At 38.3% G+C, this 15794-nt stretch carries 14 protein-coding genes; 10 read left to right on the forward strand and 4 right to left on the reverse strand.

The features are described from left to right. The first annotated feature begins 38 nt into the window (after positions 1-38). Together AXK38_03020 and AXK38_03025 are read left to right on the forward strand one after the other, a co-directional pair. Positions 39-476, forward strand: a complete 438-nt coding sequence (locus tag AXK38_03020) for an Rrf2 family transcriptional regulator (GenBank protein AMH88285.1) — start codon at positions 39-41, stop codon at positions 474-476. A gap of 68 nt (positions 477-544) precedes the next feature. Then, positions 545-1564 carry a hypothetical protein gene (locus AXK38_03025; GenBank protein ID AMH88286.1) on the forward strand — a complete coding sequence of 340 codons (1020 nt, stop codon included), beginning with the start codon at positions 545-547 and terminating at the stop codon, positions 1562-1564. Between the two features lie 202 nt (positions 1565-1766). Here the strand turns inward: AXK38_03025 and AXK38_03030 are convergent, their stop codons facing one another. The 3 genes from AXK38_03030 to AXK38_03040 all read right to left on the reverse strand — a co-directional run bounded on the left by AXK38_03030 (position 1767) and on the right by AXK38_03040 (position 4392). Next, on the reverse strand, positions 1767-2840 hold the full coding sequence (locus AXK38_03030; protein AMH88287.1) for an alpha/beta hydrolase: 1074 nt from the start codon (positions 2838-2840) through the stop codon (positions 1767-1769). Positions 2841-2963: 123 nt separating this feature from the next. Beyond that, positions 2964-3740: a ferredoxin reductase gene (locus AXK38_03035; GenBank protein AMH88288.1), complete on the reverse strand. Its 777-nt coding sequence runs from the start codon at positions 3738-3740 to the stop codon at positions 2964-2966. An 88-nt stretch (positions 3741-3828) separates the two neighbouring features. Next, a complete protein-coding gene (locus AXK38_03040; protein AMH88289.1) occupies positions 3829-4392 on the reverse strand; it encodes a TetR family transcriptional regulator in 564 nt (187 codons plus the stop codon). Between the two features lie 414 nt (positions 4393-4806). Between AXK38_03040 and AXK38_03045 the strand changes: the two genes are divergently transcribed. The 7 genes from AXK38_03045 (at position 4807) to AXK38_03075 (ending at position 12014) form a co-directional block, all read left to right on the forward strand. Next, the gene (locus AXK38_03045) at positions 4807-5484 is read left to right on the forward strand and encodes a two-component system response regulator (GenBank protein ID AMH88290.1); all 678 of its coding nucleotides are present in this window, start codon (positions 4807-4809) and stop codon (positions 5482-5484) included. Next, positions 5477-6451, forward strand: coding sequence for a histidine kinase (locus tag AXK38_03050; GenBank protein AMH88291.1), 975 nt, complete (start codon positions 5477-5479; stop codon positions 6449-6451). The genes AXK38_03045 and AXK38_03050 overlap by 8 nt, the downstream gene beginning before the upstream one ends. A gap of 437 nt (positions 6452-6888) precedes the next feature. Next, positions 6889-8400, forward strand: a complete 1512-nt coding sequence (locus tag AXK38_03055; GenBank protein AMH88292.1) for a multidrug ABC transporter — start codon at positions 6889-6891, stop codon at positions 8398-8400. Between the two features lie 290 nt (positions 8401-8690). After that, positions 8691-9740, forward strand: coding sequence for a hypothetical protein (locus tag AXK38_03060; protein ID AMH88293.1), 1050 nt, complete (start codon positions 8691-8693; stop codon positions 9738-9740). 540 nt (positions 9741-10280) lie between these two features. Continuing rightward, positions 10281-10622, forward strand: coding sequence for a hypothetical protein (locus tag AXK38_03065; GenBank protein AMH88294.1), 342 nt, complete (start codon positions 10281-10283; stop codon positions 10620-10622). Positions 10623-10635: 13 nt separating this feature from the next. Beyond that, positions 10636-10959, forward strand: a complete 324-nt coding sequence (locus AXK38_03070; GenBank protein AMH88295.1) for an Ion channel — start codon at positions 10636-10638, stop codon at positions 10957-10959. Beyond that, positions 10956-12014: a hypothetical protein gene (locus tag AXK38_03075; GenBank protein AMH88296.1), complete on the forward strand. Its 1059-nt coding sequence runs from the start codon at positions 10956-10958 to the stop codon at positions 12012-12014. The genes AXK38_03070 and AXK38_03075 overlap by 4 nt, the downstream gene beginning before the upstream one ends. A gap of 151 nt (positions 12015-12165) precedes the next feature. On the opposite strand, the gene AXK38_03080 is transcribed toward AXK38_03075, so the two are convergent. Then, complete coding sequence (locus tag AXK38_03080; protein AMH88297.1) at positions 12166-14109, reverse strand: threonine--tRNA ligase; 1944 nt, start codon at positions 14107-14109, stop codon at positions 12166-12168. Between the two features lie 562 nt (positions 14110-14671). On the opposite strand from AXK38_03080, the gene AXK38_03085 reads away from it, so the two are divergent. Beyond that, on the forward strand, positions 14672-14941 hold the full coding sequence (locus tag AXK38_03085; protein AMH88298.1) for a 30S ribosomal protein S15: 270 nt from the start codon (positions 14672-14674) through the stop codon (positions 14939-14941). Positions 14942-15794: the final 853 nt, after the last annotated feature.

Here is a 15794-nt window from a genome sequence, read left to right on the forward strand (position 1 = left end):
GAGTAGAGGCAGGGGAGCCTCGTAAAAAGGAGAAGAGGATGCAAATTCCAAGTAGATTTACCATTGCGACTCATATGCTGATAATCATTGCCCTCAAGGGGAAGGAAAGCAAGGTGACCAGTGATTTTCTGGCTGCTAGTGTCGGGGTCAATCCTGTCATTATCAGAAAGACCTTGTCCCAGTTGAAGAAGGCAGAGTTGATTTCAGTCGCGCGCGGAACAGGGGGAACAGAGATTGTTAAGGATCTAAAAGACATTAGTCTTTTAGATGTTTATCAAGCGGTTGAGTGTCTTGGTAAGACTGGTCAACTCTTCAGTTTCCATGACAATCCGAATCCAAATTGTCCAGTTGGAGCTCATATTCATGATGTTTTGGATCAAAAATTGGAGAGAATCCAGTTGGCAATGGAGACTGAACTTGGTCAGACCAGTCTAGAACAAGTCGTGGCAGATGCAGAGAGTCAGATGAAGGAGTAAGAGGGATAGATGCCCTCTTTTTCTCTTTAGATAATTATGATAAAATGTAGTTATTAAAGGAGGAAGAAATGTATCTCGTTATAGGAATTGTATTAGCATTTATAGTGTCATTTTGGAAGGATAATAGAAGTTTGTGGAATCCAGTATTATTCTTATTATCCCTCATTTCAAGTTATATTTCTCTATCCCACCTTTTTTATAAAAATGGGTATGAGAATATTCAGTTAGCTTTTTATGTAGTTACCTTTGTTTTACTCCCGTTTCTGATTTTTTTGAGTGGTATCTTTTTAATCTATAATGGCCTTATCCTGCTGAAGCGAGAGGGACGTTCAAAAGCCAATTATCTTTCAACGCTTTTTGGAATAGTCATTTTGGTATTTTTTCCCTTGATTTCATTTCGACTAGGAGATCGAAATGAATTATTTCATACACATCACTTTCTAAACATTTTATTTGTATTAATCGTTTATTCTTACTTTATTTTTGGTTTTGCGTTCGTGGGTTTTATGTTGTATTCTATTTTATATCTCTTTATTCCTAAGAAGAAGCATTATGATTTTATTATCATTCACGGTGCTGGTTTATTAGGCGGAGAAAAGGTAACACCTTTGCTAAAGAGGAGAATTGATAAGGCAGTAGAAGCTTACCACAAGTCTAAGAATTCTAACATAAAAATTATTGCCAGTGGTGGTCAAGGAGCAGATGAAAAGATTTCTGAAGCGCAGGCCATTTATAACTATATTTTAGAAGAGACAGATGTCAGCAAGGAATCTGTTCTTCTTGAAGATAAGTCCAGAACAACCTATGAAAATTTATTGTTTTCAAAAGAAATTGGAGAACAATTGGTTGAAAATCCGTGTTTCCTCTTTGTTACAAATGACTATCATGTCTTTCGCACTAGTACCTATGCTCGTAAGTTAAATATGAAGGGAGATGGACTCGGATGTAGGACAGCAGGCTACTACATACCATCTGCTTTTATTCGGGAGTACGTGGCTCTATGTGTCAAAATGAAATGGCTATTCCTCGCCTTTTATGTTCCTATATTAGCTATCATTTTGCTAGCCTATAAAGGGGTTATTTGGTAGTTAGATTTTATTAACACTCTTTTAAAATCTCTTCAAACCATGTCAACTTTATCTGCAACCTCAAAGCTGTGCTTTGAGCAACCTGCGGCTAGTCTCCTAGTTTACTCTTTGATTTTCATTGAGTATAAAAAAGACTTAGAATGCACATGAAAGTATGTATTCTAGGTCTTTTGTTTTGTATTCATTTGATTTTTGAAAGGTACTATCTATTTTTCCAGACTTGGTAACGGGTATCAATCAATAACTGAGTAAGGCGTCCCATGGTTTCCCTTTCTTCTGGAGTGAGGGATTGCGCTTGGACAAAGAGATGATGAATGTGTTCAAGCGCCTTTAAGGAAGACAAGTCATTGATGGAGCTAATGCCAGCATCAAGAATGGTGCCAAAGAAGAGGTCGAAGTAGAGCTGAAGTTCCTCATCAGGGACTGTGGACACCCATTCTTTGAAGGTCGTGTCGACTTGTTGGCTATCGCTATTGGTCTTATCCAGTTGGACAAAGTGTTTGTTCTCAATTTGCCAGCTAAAAGTATCGTGCTGGGCGATACCACCCAAGGCAGTACTGTGCACGATGATTTGGTAGGCAGGAATTTCTAGCATCATACCGATAATAGAACCTTGTGGGATGAAGACCTTGGTTCTATCCATTATTCTTTGATAGCCCTCACTTTGTGTCAGTTCTTTGTGGAGACCAGGCGAATCAAAGGTATAAACTGCTGTGATTTGATTTTGCAAGCTTTGCTCAATTTGACTAGCCGCATAGATAGCTAGATTTCCTCCCTTGGAATGCCCAGCCAGAATGACCTTCTGCTTAGGATGGTGGATAAAAAAGTTCTTTAAATAGCGGAGGGCGTGCTTTTGAGCAGGAATTTCCTTCATATAGGTCAGGTGGAAATCTTCCTTCCAGCCAATGATACTGTCATCAGTCCCACGAAAGACAATCAGATAGGTATCGAGAGTGAGGCGGTAGGTCATAGCCGAAAACTGTTTTTGCAGTTCAGGATCAATGTCGTTGATAAAATGAGAGAGTTTGCAATTTTTGAAGCGTTTGTGTTGAGCTAGTTCATCTAATAGCTGGAGGCGATTTTTATTGGTCAACATGTTAGATTCTCTTGGAACCTGAGGTGCCAGGTCTAAAAGACGCTGAGGAGTTGTGGAGACCAGATTATCAAAGGAGAGGTAGGTGGTTTCTGTTAAGGCTAGAATGTCTAATTCATTTAAAGGAAGGTCGTAATAAGAATCGTATGCGACATCTTCCAGATAATCAAAAATATTGGCCATGAGAGCTCCTTTCTTTTTATTTATCTTATCACAATCACATAGAATTTACTAGTTGGTTTGTACGAGCTCTCTACATACCGACCTATAATGGTATGATTCAGATACATAGAAGATAGTTTGCTTTTATTTCAAACCTCTAAACATACTTGTTTGCATCTGTTTGTCGTCAATCCCATTCTCTTTTAAGAAATTTTTCATCTCATTTATATCATCAGGTTGGCCGGTCAAGAGATAAATAGCTTGGTTGCCGTATTTCTCAACAGCATTTTTTAGAAATGCTTGGCTTTGAGAAAGGGTTTCGCTAGTTTTATAAGTTAGATTCGGATTGTTCTGACTAAGCTCTCTTAACTCATTATCAAAAATGTTTACTCCTTTGTCTAAATGATTAAGAATGATGGAGCGCTTACCAGCCCACTCTTTCACAACTGGACGTAGAGTAGAAATACCGACATCAGAGGCAAAACAAACCAGTGCTTGGTCATTGTCTTTAACAGATAAAGATGACTCCAGCCAACTCATCTCAATTTCACTACCAGCTGGTAAATGTGTTAAGGTTTCCTTGAACACGCTACCACTATTATGGGTTACAATAAGAATTTCGTCCTCATCAGGAGTGGAAGCAAGGGTTAGCCATCGGCTAGTCTGTTCCTCCTTTACTGGACTTTTGTTTGTACCAAACGAGCTATCAGGAAGCTTAAACTGAGCATAGGAGCCAGCTTTCCATATTTGATTTTTTGGTTTTGTGATGTGAACTAAATATAAATCTCCGCTGGGATTTTCAATGGATTGTATCGATAAAGTCTGACTTCGTCCAAGGTAGGCAATGATTCCCCAAGATATAAAGCCGAGCACTCCAAGTGTAGTTAGAATAATCATGAACATTTTTTTCCCTCGTTTCATTTTTAACTCCTATAGTGTAGTAATTTTCTATGAATGAATAATATTTTTTTTCATTCAATAATTTCCAAAAAATAAAGAAAAGATTTCTTTATTTCAGTATTCCTTTAATGAAGTTGGTTGCTAGTATTTCTACAGTTTTGCTAATATCTGGAAAATCATTTTCTGTGATATGCATATCCATGTAGTAAAATAGGTTGTAAACTTGTAAAATATCTTGAATTTTTTCTGGAGAATGGCCTTCAGCCTGCAAACGATGAGTAAAGGTTTTCACGAGAAATTGATGAAATGGATTCGTGACTTTCCCTTCTTCTGAGGAATAGTAGCTATGCAACTCATCTGCTATGGCAGGATTGTACCATTCTGCAAGGATTTTATTGGAAGAAACGAGTGCTCTGGATTGAGCAAAGAGTTGACTAATAAGATCAATCATATCAATTTCCCAATCCAGTTCTTCGATCATAGTTTGGCGAACACGGTTGTTTTCATCAATATAGATATCTAAAAAAATAGCTTCTTTACTTTCGTAATAGTTATAAAAAGATCCGACTGCCATATGAGCTTGTCTAGCAATTTCTGAAATTCCTGTCGCCTTGTATCCTTTTTTTGAAAAAACTTCATAAGCTGCGGATTTCAAAGCCTGTTTTTTGTTCAATTTGATTCACCTCTTTTCTGAATGAATATTAAATTTTGTTCATTCATATCTTAACAAATCTTTTTCAGATTGTCAATCTGAAAGCTAGAACTTTTTACGGATACCACTTGATAAGGAACTTTTCAATGTTAGAAGAGTATAGAGTGTCGTTTTAACTACACTCAAGATTTGGAAGAATAGATATAAATTTTGGTTAAGGGGATGTATAAAAGAACTGAAATGAGGGTTGAAAAAATTAAAAATAAATGGGTAGTGCTGGCACTATGTCTGAAAATAAGGTATGATATCAATGGGGTTATTCACTATCTGTTTTTGAGCTGTTGTGACAAGGAAATGTTAAAAAAGTATTAGATACTAAGCCCTCTATTTATACTAAAGGATTTAAGACTCCTAAAATTAGCAAAGGAGAATCAGATGCACAAGATTTTATTAGTAGAAGATGATCAGGTTATTCGTCAACAGGTCGGGAAAATGCTCTCTGAATGGGGCTTTGAAGTGGTGCTGGTAGAAGACTTTATGGAAGTTTTGAGTCTATTTGTTCAGTCGGAACCTCATCTGGTCCTCATGGATATTGGACTGCCTTTGTTTAATGGCTATCACTGGTGTCAGGAGATTCGCAAGATTTCCAAGGTACCCATCATGTTTCTGTCTTCGAGAGACCAGGCGATGGATATTGTCATGGCAATCAATATGGGCGCGGATGACTTTGTGACCAAGCCTTTTGACCAGCAGGTTCTTTTAGCCAAGGTTCAGGGCTTGTTGCGCCGTTCCTATGAGTTTGGGCGTGACGAGAGTTTACTGGAATATGCTGGTGTTATCCTCAATACCAAATCAATGGACTTACATTATCAAGGGCAAGTCTTGAATTTGACCAAGAATGAGTTTCAGATTTTACGCGTTTTGTTTGAGCATGCAGGCAATATTGTAGCTCGCGATGACCTGATGCGGGAACTTTGGAACAGTGACTTTTTCATTGATGATAATACCCTATCTGTCAATGTGGCTCGTTTGCGTAAAAAATTGGAAGAGCAGGGCTTGGTAGGATTTATCGAAACCAAGAAAGGGATAGGGTACGGACTGAAGCATGCTTGATTGGAAACAATTTTTTCTAGCCTATCTGCGTTCCCGTAGTCGTCTGTTTGTTTATCTGATTTCTTTGACGTTTCTGGTCTTACTCTTTCAGTTTTTATTTGCCAGTTTGGGAATTTACTTTCTCTACTTTTTCCTGCTATGTTGCTTTGTAACCATCTTATTTTTCACTTGGGACATATTGGTAGAAATGCAGGTCTATCGTCAGGAACTTCTCTATGGGGAGAGGGAAGCCAAATCTCCTTTGGAAAGAGCCTTGGCTGAAAAATTAGAAGCGCGTGAGATGGAACTCTATCAGCAGAGGTCAGATTCAGAAAGAAAACTGACGGATTTGCTGGATTACTATACCTTGTGGGTCCATCAGATTAAGACCCCCATTGCAGCTAGTCAACTCTTAGTTGCAGAAGTAGCCGACCGCCAACTGAAGCAGCAATTAGAACAGGAAACTTTCAAGATAGACTCCTATACCAATCTAGTTTTACAGTACCTGCGTTTAGAAAGTTTCCATGATGATTTGGTCTTAAAGCAGGTTCAAATTGAGGACTTGGTCAAGGAAATAATTCGTAAATATGCTCTTTTCTTTATTCAAAAAGGACTAAATGTCAATCTACATGACCTTGATAAAGAAATCGTTACGGATAAAAAGTGGCTATTAGTGGTCATTGAACAAATTATCTCAAACAGCCTCAAGTACACCAAGGAAGGTGGTCTGGAGATTTATATGGAAGGCCAGGAACTCTGTATCAAGGATACAGGAATCGGGATAAAAAATAGTGATGTCCTCCGAGTCTTTGAACGTGGCTTTTCAGGATATAATGGACGCCTAACTCAGCAGTCATCTGGCCTTGGACTTTACCTATCTAAGAAAATTTCTGAAGAACTGGGTCACCAGATTCGTATCGAGTCTGAGGTCGGAAAAGGAACGATAGTGCGGATTCAGTTTTCTCAAGTGAACTTAGTCCTTGAGTGAGAAGAGACAATGAGTTTTTACCCAATCTCTTTTTGCTATATTTCAGGATATTTGAAGACTGTTTTTTACAAAACCAATAATAGAATTTTTAATACGGAATATAGTATAAATACTGGTTCAAAGTGAAGTTTTGTATGCTTTATACTTTTGTTGAGTATAAAATCTATAAACTAAGGGTGAATTACAAAAATTAATTTAAGATGAAGTGAATTGTAGACTTGGGGGGAATGTCTCCTATTCGATTTCAGAATGAATCGTTGATACAGGATTAAAAGAACTGCAGCTTTCTTTTTATTTTGAATGATAGTAAAAACTGCAGTACTTGTGTGATTTACAATTATTGCACTCAATGTCCGAGTATCGCACTATCTGAAATAGGGAATAGTAGAGATTGTTCTGCGATATGTAAAAAAACGCATTAGTAAGGAGTATCGTATATGCTACCATATCTTAAAACTATTAGATGGTATCTCTTCTTTAATTTTCTTTTTGGTGTAGTATCGAATATCTGCACAGCTTTGTTACCGTATTTCACGCAGGCATTAATCAAAGGGGATTATCAAGTAGCTCTATATGGTTACTCTATGTCAGTGGCTGGCTATTTGAGTTGTAACTATATCCAAATGATACTTGATTGGAAGCAGGGGATTATCTTTTCGACTACTTTGAAAAATGAGTGGTTTCGTTCACTTCTGGGACTCAGTCACCACGATTTCAAGCAGAAAACAGTAGCAGAGTATATTTCCTATCAATCTAATGACCTAGATTCGTTGGAAAAGGATTACCTTCCTCCATTGATGAGTTTTATCAAACAAATTTTACGTATCATCATTTACGCTTTCATTATTAGCAGAACAATTAATCCTATTGTATCATTGATTTTAATCTTTTCCACTGGAATTAGTATTCAAATTCCTAAAATCGTTGGGAAGTTGACCGCTAATCGCAGACAGGTTTACTTGAAAAAACAAGGAGATTACTATCGAACTTTGGAGGATTTGCTCATGGGACATCATTTGGTAAATAAACTAACTATGTCGCATTTTTTGAATCAACAAAAGAGTTCTCTAAAGAATTTGCAGGATAAGTATTTTAAGTATGGTTTGACAAAAATTACTGGCATCTTATTGACAGGTGTTTCTTTTGAATTCATTAGTCTTGTTCTGTTTATTTATTTAGCCTACTCTCTATCTCACCAGCAACTCGGTATTCCTGAGGTGGTGGCGAGTTTCGGATATATTAATGCTTTTTCTGAACCAATACAGGAAATCCTTTATGATTTACAAATGTTAGAGTCCGTAAAGCCTGTAATCAAGAGTTTTCAAAACATTGTTGGGAGACCCGTTTCAGTTCAAGCACCTCAACATTCTTTTGATACGATTACTTTGAAAAACATTTCCAAACAAATGGGAGAATCAAAATTGATAATTACTTCCGCTACGATTCAAAAAGGGGATAAAATTGCGCTTATTGGTAAGAATGGGTCTGGAAAAAGTAGTCTTCTCAACATTTTAAATGGAACAGATGAAGATTTTGAAGGACAAATTGTGCTAGATGGGCTTGTTTTGGACCATCTTTGGGGAAGATTCGGTATGATTCTGCAACAAGAACATACATTTATTTCAAGTTATGAAAATAATGTAACGCTATTCAATAGTTTCAATGAAAAATTCAGAGAAGAAGATTTTGAAAAAATTCCACCACAATCCCTGTCAGGTGGTCAGCAACAACGAATGTATTTAAATCGTGAGAAAAATCGTAAAAATCCATTGCTTATCCTAGACGAACCTTTCTCTGCCTTGGATACTAATCAGTTTAAAATGGAATTGGAAAGAGTTCTGGAACTACCAAGTGCCGTCATTGTTACTTTACATCGCCAAAACGAATTATTAAGTAAGTTTGACCAAGTTTGGGAAATTAAGAATGGAGAACTTGTAATTTTGAAATAGCTAAATTATAAAGAATAAAACGCATAGTATCAAGGTTCAGGAGATATCGTTTTTCCTTCTTCGGATAAGGAAACAAAAATTTCTTGCTTCATCTATCTGTTAAATTGAGAGATTTCCTCAGAGAAAGACTGTAAAATTTTTGATATAATGTTAAGGATGGACTGACGGATATTTAAAAGATAATGTTCAAAAGAATAACAGGTGAGAAGAAAAATATGTAAGATTGGACAGAAGTATCTCTACCATCATCCATGCAGAAACAAGATTATATGAAATAAAAGGAGTAACTAATGACCGGAAACTATTCAACACGTGAATACCGTGAGAAATTATATGATGATCTTCATGTTCGATTAAGAGATACAGTGATTTTGATGTGTGCGATTTTTATTGCCTCTATCGGCCTAAATATGAATTCAACGGCTGTCATTATTGGAGCCATGCTGATTTCCCCTCTTATGACACCGATTGTTGGACTGGGGTTTGGTTTAGCTATTTTTGATACGCGTTTAATCAAGCAATCTCTAGAGGTTTTATTTACCCAAGTATTGGTTAGCTTGCTTGTCTCGGCTCTGTATTTCTGGATTTCTCCCTTATCTTATGAAAGTAGCGAATTGATTGCACGAACCTCTCCAACAATTTGGGATGTGCTCATTGCTATTGCTGGTGGGATAGCAGGTTTCATTGGTTCAAGGAAAAAAGAAGCAAACAATATCGTACCAGGAGTAGCCATTGCAACAGCTCTGATGCCACCTATCTGCACTGCAGGTTACGGTTTAGCTAATGGAAATGTACGATTTTTATTTGGAGCTCTTTATCTTTTCTTGATCAACTGTGTCTTTATCATGCTAATCAACATTGTTGGAACAAGAATTATGATGAGAAAATCTCCCTTAAGTTCATTTAAAGAGCTAAACATTAAAATGAGAATTGGGTTGATATCCTTGATTGTATTATTGATTCTTCCGGCTAGTTATTCAGCAATTACTTTGACGATAGATCAAGCGCGCAAAGAAGGGATCAAACAGTTTGTAGGAAAAGAGTTCGCCAATCACACGGTCATTAATCAAGTCTACAAATCAAGAAACAATGAGTTGGTCTTGACGGTTGTTGGAGATCCGATTTCAGAAGAAGAATTAGAAACGCTCCACCAAAAACAAGCCTCTTACGGTATTCAATCTGTTCAATTGAAAGTCAATCAAGTTCATAATTCGACAAAATTAGACAGTGATTCGACCAAGGAATTTTATGAAACCATTAACAAGTATATCGATCAAAAACTCTCTGAAAAGGATTCACAAAAAGATCTCGTAAAAGAAAATGAAGCAGACAAGGATTGAGGACAATGAACTGAATCGGTTTTTACGCCGTGTTTTTCTTGTATCTTCCTCTTTCTTACTTATAGCAGGTTGTTTTTGATAAATCTAAGCAACACTAAATGATGAAGTGAAAGGGGATGAATCTTTGATAGTATTCATTTATTGTGAAATATGATATATTTATTAATTAGATGGATGAATACTTCTAGAGTTAAATATAGCATAATAGGGACAGACTTTTTGGTTTATTTTTGTTTGTAGTCGGATTATGAAAGAATATCCAATATTATGCGATAAGATAGAATGTTACAAAAAAGAAAGGGGATGCAATCCGATGAAGAAAGACAGATTAATTGTATTGACAGATGCTGTTCTAGCAATTATTATGACCATCTTGATTTTAGAGTTAGAAAAACCAACAACACCAAGTCTTGAAGCTTTTTGGGATTTACGGCAAAATTTCTTTGCTTGTTTTCTTTCCTTTTTCTGGTTGGGATCGTTATGGATGGCACTAAACACATTATGGGAAAAGGTTGAGAAAATTTCCTCAGAAATTATTTGGTGGAATTTGTTTCTACTCTTGGAGCGGCAGGAGTTCTCTTTGGAGAATTTCATGCCATCCAAGATACCAGTCTGAATGATGTGGTGGACCGGATCTATATAAATGTCAAGGATTTACCGTTTCAGTCCTTGGGAGCTTTAGCTAATATCCTGTCTGATGTTAAGAAGGGACTGATTCAAGACAGTCATATCTGGTCTTTCTTCCAGTCATTTTTCAAACAATATCAGTTGATAATCAGCTTAAATCAGATCTATCAGTTTGTCTATCTTTCTCTGATGGAGATCATGTCCTATCTTCACTTTGATTATTGGAAAAAACGGCTCGGTCAGGAGCTAGTATGAATAAGGAGAACAAATGAGACGTTTAAAAATGTTATGGCATATTATACAGGTTACGGGTTTTACTCGGTTTGCTCTGAGTTTTGTGACCTTTGTTTTTGGGTCAGGAGGCGTGCTTTTCCTAGTTGAACCTGCTATCACAAATTACGGAGACGGTCTTTGGTATGCTTTTGTGACTTCGACGACTGTCGGCTACGGGGATCTCCTAGCTGTGACCTTGATTGGAAGGATTACCAGTGTCTTCTTGACGATTTATGGGCTCATATTTTTTGGCTGTTTATCAGCTGTTATTATTAATTATTATACCGATTTAAATAAGGAAAGAGGAGAGGACAAATGACTGCCAATTATTCAACACGGGAATACCGTGAGAAATTATACGATGACCTTCATGTTCGATTGAGAGATACAGCGATTTTGATGTGTGCAATTTTTATTGCCTCTATCGGTCTAAATATGAATTCAACAGCTGTTATTATTGGAGCCATGTTAATTTCACCTCTCATGACACCGATTGTTGGACTGGGATTCGGTTTAGCTATTTTTGATACGCGTTTAATCAAGCAATCTCTAGAGGTTTTATTGACTCAAGTGTTGGTCAGTTTGCTTGTCTCGACTCTGTATTTCTGGATTTCTCCCTTGTCTTATGCAAGTAGCGAGTTGATCGCACGAACCTCTCCAACCATTTGGGATGTTCTCATTGCTATTGCTGGTGGGATTGCTGGTGTGATCGGTTCAAGGAAAAAAGAAGCAAACAATATCGTGCCAGGAGTAGCCATTGCTACAGCTTTGATGCCGCCTATCTGTACTGCTGGCTATGGTTTAGCTAATGGGAATGTACGATTTTTATTGGGGGCTCTCTATCTTTTCTTGATCAACTGTGTCTTTATCATGCTAGCCAACATTGTTGGAACAAGAATTTTGATGAGAAAATCTCCTTTAACTTCATTTAAAGAGCTGAGCATTAAAATGAGAATTGGCTTGATTTCTTTGATTGTATTGTTGATTCTTCCAGCTAGCTATTCGGCAGTTACTCTGACAATAGAACAAGCGCGCAAAGAAGGGATCAAACAGTTTGTAGGAAAAGAGTTCGCCAATTATACGGTTATTAATCAAGTCTACAAGTCAAGTAACAATGAATTGGTCTTGACGGTTGTTGGAGATCCGATTTCAGAAGAAGAATTAGAAACGCTCCACCAAAAACAAGCCTCTTACGGTATTCAATCTGTTCAATTGAAAGTGAATCAAGTTCAGAACTCGCCAACATTAGATAGTGAAGCGACCAAGGAATTTTATGAAAACATTGACAAGTATATTGATCAAAAACTCTCTGAAAAAGATCCACAAAAAGATCTCGTAAAAGAAGTAAAAGAAAATGAAGCAGACAAGGAATGAGGATATTGACCTTATCCAACTCATGAAAGCAAATCTTGTGTGGTAGTTTGACCAATCACTACTAGCTCAGGTTAAATAAAATATAAAAAAGCAACAGCTGAAATAGTTGTTGCTTTTTAGCTAGCTAGGATTTTATCCCAGGTTTTGTCTCTTATTTCTCAACGCGTGATTTGTTAGCGATATCAGCAAGGATAGCTTGAACAAAATCATCAACTGAGACAGTTTGTGTTTCTTTTTGGCCATAGCGGCGAACGTTAACAGTTCCGTCTTCCATTTCCTTGTCCCCAACGATCAATTGGTAAGGAATCTTGCTGGTTTGTGAAGCACGGATTTTGAACTGCATTTTTTCATTGCGCTCATCGACATCTGCACGGACACCGCGGTCACGGAGTTTCTTAGCCACTTCCCAAGCGTAGTCCACATGTTTTTCGTTAGAAACTGGAATGAGGGTTACTTGGTGTGGTGCTAGCCATGTTGGGAAGGCACCCTTGTAGTTCTCAATCAAAATAGCTGTGAAGCGTTCCATAGTTGAGATAACCCCACGGTGGATCATAACTGGACGGTGCTCTTCGCCATCAGCTCCGATGTATTTAAGGTCGAAGCGTTCTGGAAGCAAGAAGTCAAGTTGGATAGTTGAAAGGGTTTCTTCTTTACCAAGGGCGGTCTTAACTTGGATATCCAATTTTGGTCCGTAGAAGGCTGCTTCACCTTCGGCTTCAAAGTAGTCAACGCCCATTTCATCAAGAGCTGCACGAAGCATGGTTTGGGCATTTTCCCACATCTCATCGTTGTCAAAGTACTTGTGAGTATCTTGAGGGTCGCGAAGAGAGAGACGGAAGCGGTATTCAGTCAAGTTGAAATCTTCATAAACATCGATAATCAACTGAAGGGCACGTTGGAATTCTTCTTGGATTTGTTCTGGAGTAACGAAAAGGTGACCGTCGTTGAGTGACATCTCACGCACACGTTGAAGACCAGTGAGGGCACCTGATTTTTCATAACGGTGCATCATACCGATTTCAGCGATACGGATTGGCAATTCACGGTAAGAGTGAACATGGTGTTTAAAGACTTGGATGTGGTGTGGGCAGTTCATTGGACGAAGGACAAATTCTTCCCCGTCACCCATGTCCATAGTTGGGAACATATCTTCTTGGTAATGATCCCAGTGACCGGAAGTTTTGTAAAGCTCAACAGAAGCAAGTGGTGGAGTGTAAACGTGTTGGTAGCCAGAAGCCAACTCCTTGTCGACAATGTAGCGTTCCAATTCACGACGGATAGTCGCACCATTTGGTAACCAGAATGGAAGCCCTTGACCAACCTCTTGAGAAATCATGAAGAGATCAAGTTCTTTACCAAGTTTGCGGTGATCACGTTCCTTAGCTTCTTCACGCATTTGGAGGTAGTTTTTCAAGTCTTTCTTGTCAAACCAAGCTGTACCGTAGATACGTTGCATCATAGCGTTGTCGCTATTTCCACGCCAGTAAGCACCGGCTACATGGAGAAGGTGGAAGATTTGGATGCGGCCTGTTGATGGGACGTGAGGGCCACGGCAAAGGTCTACATATTCACCCTGACGATAGATAGTCAAACCGCCTTCGTCTTCTGAGTGTTCTTCAATCAATTCCAACTTGTAAGGGTCGTTCTTGAAGATTTCACGTGCCTCGTCTTTAGTAACTTCTTCACGGATTGATGGGAAGTTTTCTTTGACGATTTTGTGCATTTCTTCTTCGATACGAGGAAGGTCTTCGTTAGAGATTTGACCAGCAGTATTGTCAGTATCGTAGTAGAAACCATCTTCGATGGCTGGACCAACTCCCAAGTGAATGTCTGGGAACAGACGACGAGCTGCTTGGGCGAACAAGTGAGCAGCTGAGTGACGCAAGATTGGAAGGGCATCTTCGTGATCAGGTGTCACGATTTCGATGCTTCCATCTTCAGTGATAGCACGAGTAGTGTCGATGAGTTTGCCGTTGAATTTACCAGCCAAGGCTTTTTTAGCTAGGGAATTGCTGATAGATTGGGCAATTTCAAAAGTTGTAACGCCAGATTCGAATTCACGAACAGCGCCATCTGGGAAAGTAATGTTAATCATGATGTTCTCCTTACTTATATTATTGACGAATGTGTTAACCCTATTTTGAAAACAGGGACAGAGGATAGTGAAAGCTAGAAAAACAAAAAGCGACATCCTCGAAAGGACGTCGCAACGTGGTTCCACCTTCATTTATGTTCCTCAAAAAAGAGGGACACCTCTGATTGGCTCTAACGTGGCCACCGTTTTATGTTTTCATAAAAATTCAAGAGTAGTATCAGTTTAGGCCTCCTATGCGTTTCCAGCAACCACGCACTCTCTAGTAGAAAGGGACTAAGTGACTTGTCTCTATGGATTATTATAGCATGATTGTGAAAATTTTCAAGATATTTGTAGATTTTTTTGAATTTCCTTGTTGAGGGGGAGAATTAGGAATGGTAGTCTTTAGAAGAAGCTGAGTATCTCCATTATGTTGGTGAAGTAAGGTGAAAGAAGTAAATCTGTTGACAAAGAAGTTAGTTATTGGTAGAATAGGGATTGTCGTAAAGACAAATAACTTCTTCTTGGTTACAGGCATGCCAACCTGTCACTCGGATGAAGCCAAATAAAAAGGAGAAACATCATGGCAATCTCAAAAGAGAAAAAAAATGAAATCATCGCACAATATGCACGTCACGAAGGTGATACAGGTTCAGTAGAGGTTCAAGTTGCTGTCCTTACTTGGGAAATCAACCACCTTAACGAACACATCAAACAACACAAAAAAGACCACGCTACTTACCGTGGATTGATGAAGAAAATCGGTCGCCGTCGTAACTTGCTTGCATACTTGCGTAAAAACGACGTTAACCGTTACCGTGAGTTGATCAACTCTCTAGGACTTCGTCGCTAATTCAAGATACAAAGGCCGTCAAAAGCACAAAGCAAAAATAGGAAAATTGACGAAGAAACTTCAGTTTCTAGGAGGTTTTATCTTTTTTGCCAAGTGCTTAGGCCGTGTTCAATTGAGCATATCTTGATAATGAAGCTACTCTAAATTGGGTAGCTTTTTTGTATGGATTTTATCCCAATCTCAAATCAGCTCTTTATTTTCAGAGGGCTTTTTATATTGTCACCTTACCTCGATATACTCAAGTATAATCTTCGGTTACGGTTCCTAGCACTGTAAGGTAAAATAAACCAGATATTCTCCCTTCGGGGAGATTTTTTTGTTTCACTAAAAATTTTGTACAATCTTCGCCTCATCTCCTAGTCTATAAACGGTTTATCCAGCAAGAATCATGATGCTAAGGGCGCAAGAAATCTGTATGAAAATAGGGAAACGACACAGTGTTCGATGAACATAAGGAGTTTCATCTTTTTCACTAGGATTTTAGCCCGGGCTCAAATCAGCTCTCGGACTTCAGAGGACTTTTTTATTGAGGTTTTATCGGTCACAATTTTGGAGACTACAAAAACTGGTACATACATAGGCGGAATGCCTGCCATGTTTTATCGGTCACAATTTTGGAGACTACAAAAACTGGTACATACATAGGCGGAATGCCTGCCATGTTTTATCGGTCACAATTTTGGAGACTACAAAAACTTTAGTACCAGTCAAGATAGTCATACCTTTGTTTTATCGGCCACAATTTTGGAGACTACAAAAACCTCAAATGGTATCAGCTAATTACACCATAAGGGTGCGCAGCTACTCGGCTTGAAAAGCCTAGTAGCTGTCTGCAAGTCCCTCGAAGAGCCCA

The organism is Streptococcus mitis (genome assembly GCA_001560895.1).
Taxonomy (GTDB): Bacteria; Bacillota; Bacilli; order Lactobacillales; family Streptococcaceae; genus Streptococcus; species Streptococcus mitis_Q.